Annotated in this window: 3 protein-coding genes; all 3 read left to right on the top strand. The window is 69.8% G+C overall.

The window, feature by feature from the left end; translation table 11 throughout:
• Positions 1-159 precede the first annotated feature (159 nt).
• Genes ACZ5CR_RS12710 through ACZ5CR_RS12700 form a run of 3 tightly spaced genes read left to right on the top strand, consistent with a single transcriptional unit; the run spans position 160 to position 3,489 of the window.
• Positions 160-1,140: a carbohydrate ABC transporter permease gene (locus ACZ5CR_RS12710; RefSeq protein ID WP_468856621.1), complete on the top strand. Its 981-nt coding sequence runs from the start codon at positions 160-162 to the stop codon at positions 1,138-1,140.
• 38 nt (positions 1,141-1,178) lie between these two features.
• Complete coding sequence (locus ACZ5CR_RS12705; RefSeq protein WP_468856912.1) at positions 1,179-1,985, top strand: carbohydrate ABC transporter permease; 807 nt, start codon at positions 1,179-1,181, stop codon at positions 1,983-1,985.
• A gap of 7 nt (positions 1,986-1,992) precedes the next feature.
• Positions 1,993-3,489 carry a glycoside hydrolase family 3 protein gene (locus ACZ5CR_RS12700; RefSeq protein WP_468856618.1) on the top strand — a complete coding sequence of 499 codons (1,497 nt, stop codon included), beginning with the start codon at positions 1,993-1,995 and terminating at the stop codon, positions 3,487-3,489.
• Positions 3,490-3,664: the final 175 nt, after the last annotated feature.

Genomic DNA, 3,664 nt, shown 5'->3' with positions numbered 1-3,664 from the left:
AAACAGAGGAGGGAGGGGGGAGGCACAAAAAGGCGCGGGGCAAAAACGGAGGGAGCCCCTTCTTGTAGCGTGGGCGCGCCCCCGGGCCCCCCCCCCCCCCCCCCCCCGCTGCCCGGCACAGCGCCGCGTTCCGCGATGCCCACGAAAGAGATGGCGAGCATGACCGTGCAGACCGAACGGCCGCCCACCGGCCCGCCGGACGTCGTGAAAACGGACGGACGGCCGGGAGATCCGGGCAAGCCCCGCGAGCGTGCCCGGTCGCTCGCCCCCTATCTGCTCCTGCTTCCCGCGATCGCGGCCACGCTCGTGTTCCTCGGCTGGCCGCTGATCAACAACGGGATGCTGTCGTTCCAGAACCTCAACATGAGGCAGTTCATCCTCCACCTCACGGAGTGGAACGGGATCGACAACTTCAAGGAGGTCCTCACCGGAGAGGACTTCTGGCGGGTCACCGGCCGCTCGATCGCGTTCACCGCGATCAATGTCGCACTGATCATGGTGATCGGCACCCTGGTGGGCCTGCTGCTCGCCCGGCTCGGCAAGCGGATGCGGACGTTCCTCCTGGTCGGGCTCGTGCTCGCCTGGGCGATGCCGGTCATCGCGGCGACGACCGTCTACCAGTGGCTGTTCGCCCAGCGCTTCGGCGTCGTCAACTGGGTCCTGGACAAGGCCGGCTGGCACTCGATGGCCGAGTACGACTGGATGGGCAGCCAGCTCTCCACATTCTTCGTGGTCATCTTCCTGATCGTCTGGATGTCGATCCCTTTCGTGGCGATCAACCTGTACGCCGCGACGACGGTGATCCCCAAGGAGCTCTACGAGGCCGCGTCGCTCGACGGCGCAGGCGCCTGGAAGGGCTTCACGAACGTCACGCTGCCCTACCTGCGGCCCTTCCTCTACGCCACGACGTTCCTGGAGATCATCTGGGTCTTCAAGGCGTTCGCGCAGGTCATGGCGCTCAACGAAGGCGGCCCTGACCGGCTCACCGAGATCCTGCCCGTCTACGCCTACATCGAGGGCATGGGCAACCAGCACTTCGGCATGGGTGCGGCGATCGCGCTGCTCACCATCGTCATCCTGCTGGCCCTGACCGCCTTCTACCTGCGGATCGTGCTCAAGCAAGAGGAGGACGAGCTGTGAACCGCACCGCTTCGTCGTGGTCGTCGAGGGTCCGTCGCATCTGGCCCAACGCGGTCGCCGTCGTCCTTTTCATCGGCTTCGTCTTCCCGGTCTACTGGATGTTCGCCACGGCCTTCAAGCCGACCGGCGACATCATCAGCGAGGACCCGGTGTGGGTCCCGACCGACGTGACGTTCGAGCACTTCAAGACGGCCGTCGAGGCCGACCACTTCTGGACGATGGTCGGCAACTCCCTCACCGTCACGCTGCTCGCCGTGATCTTCTCGCTGATCATCGGCCTGGCGTCGGCGTTCGCGCTGGCCCGGATGCGGTTCAAGGGCCGCAAGGGCTTCATCATCGGCTTCATGCTGGCCCAGATGGCGCCCTGGGAAGTCATGGTCATCGCGATCTACATCATCGTGCGCGACGCCGACATGCTGAACAGCCTGGTTCCGCTCACCCTCTTCTACATGGTGATGATCCTTCCCTTCACGCTCCTCACGCTGCGCGGCTTCGTCTCCGCGGTGCCGCGTGAGCTGGAGGAGTCGGCGATGGTCGACGGCTGTTCGCGGATGCAGGCGTTCCGCCGGGTCATCCTGCCGCTGCTCGCGCCGGGCCTGATGTCAACCTCGCTCTTCGGCTTCATCACCGCCTGGAACGAATTCCCGCTCGTCCTTGTCCTCAACAAGGAGGCGGAAGCCAAGACCCTGCCGGTGTGGCTCTCCGGTTTCCAGACCGCCTTCGGTGACGACTGGGGTGCCACCATGGCCGCCGCCTCGCTCTTCGCCATCCCGATCCTCGTCCTCTTCGTCTTCCTGCAGCGCAGGGCCGTCAGCGGTCTGACCGACGGTGCCGTGAAGGGATAACCGCCATATGACGACACTCACCAGCCCCACCGACACCTTGACCCGCGACGCCCTGACCGTCCTGCAGCCCGGCTTCGTCGGGACCAGCGCGCCCGACTGGCTGCTGCGCAGGATCGGCGAAGGCCTCGCCTCGGTCGGCCTGTTCGGCCGCAACATCGCCTCGCCCGAACAACTGGCCGCACTGACGGCCCAGTTGCGCGCCGAGCGCGACGACGTCCTGGTCGCCATCGACGAGGAGGGCGGTGACGTGACCCGCCTGGAGGTCCGCTCCGGCTCCTCCTTCCCCGGCAACCTCGCGCTCGGCGCGGTCGACGACACCGGGCTCACCCGTGACGTGGCCGCCGAGATGGGCCGCCGACTCGCCGCCTGCGGCGTCAACCTCAACTGGGCGCCGTCCGCCGACGTCAACTCCAACCCGGACAATCCCGTCATCGGCGTACGTTCCTTCGGCGCGGATCCTCTCCTGGTGGCCCGGCACACCGCCGCGTACGTCGAGGGGCTGCAGTCCGCGGGCGTCGCCGCCTGCACCAAGCACTTCCCCGGGCACGGCGACACCGCGGTCGACTCGCACCACGACCTGCCGCGCATCGGGGTCGACCCCGAGGTGCTGCGGGAACGTGACCTCGCGCCGTTCCGCGCGGCGATCGCCGCGGGCTCGCGCGCGGTGATGAGCGCGCACATCCTCGTCCCGTCCCTGGACGCGGAGTACCCGGCGACGCTTTCGCGCCGCATCCTGACGGGCATCCTGCGCGAGGAACTGGACTACGACGGCCTGATCGTCACGGACGGCATGGAGATGCAGGCCATCGCCGCCACCTACGGCATCGAGCGCGGCAGCGTGCTCGCCATCGCCGCCGGTGCCGACGCGATCTGCGTGGGCGGCGGCCTCGCCGACGACGAGACGGTCCTGCGCCTTCGTGACGCGCTGGTCGGGGCCGTTCGCTCGGGCGAGCTCTCCGAGGAGCGTCTCGCCGACGCGGCCACGCGCGTACGTGCGCTGGCCCACTGGACCTCGATGCCGGGCGCGGCCGATCGTTCGGGGGGCGCGCCCGGCACCGAGATCGGCCTGGTCGCGGCCCGCCGCGCTCTGACGGTCACCCGGGGCGAGTCCTACACGGCCCCGCTCACCGAGGCTCCGTACGTCGCCGCCTTCACCCCGATGGCCAACATCGCGGTGGGCGACGAGACCCCGTGGGGTGTGGCCGCCGAGCTGGAACGCCTGCTCCCCGGCACTCGGACGGGCAGCTTCACCGGCGCGGACGCGGGGGCGCTCGCGCTGGCCGAGGCGGGGGAGCGGCGAGTGGTGGCCGTCGTCCGCGACGCCCACCGCCACGGGTGGATGGCAGAGGCCCTGACCACCCTCCTTACGGCCCGACCCGACACGATCGTGGTCGAGATGGGCGTTCCCCGCTCAGCCCCGAGGGGCTCCCTCCACATCGCCACGCATGGAGCGGCCAGGGTCTGCGGCCTGGCGGCGGCAGAGGTGATCACGGGCGCCCCGTAGGGGCGCGGGGAACTGCGCGATCAGCCCCCACGCACCGGCAGGTGTGGCTACAGACAGAAAGGTGGGGGGGGGGGGGGGGGGGAGGGGGGGGGGGGGGGAGGGGGGGGAGGGAGGGGGGGGGGGGGGGGAGGGGGAGGGGGGGGGGGGGTGGGGGGGAGGGGGGGGGGGGGAGAGG

Source organism: Streptomyces sp. NPDC031274, from assembly GCF_055570235.1.
The sequence above is the reverse complement of the archived record's forward strand: the minus strand, read 5'-3'. Positions and strand labels throughout refer to the sequence as shown.

What these genes read in the sequence shown, in the direction of transcription:
- ACZ5CR_RS12710 (WP_468856621.1), top strand. Translation starts at nt 160, where the DNA reads ATGACCGTGCAGACCGAACGGCCGCCCACCGGCCCGCCGGACGTCGTG.
- ACZ5CR_RS12700 (WP_468856618.1), top strand. Translation starts at nt 1,993, where the DNA reads ATGACGACACTCACCAGCCCCACCGACACCTTGACCCGCGACGCCCTG.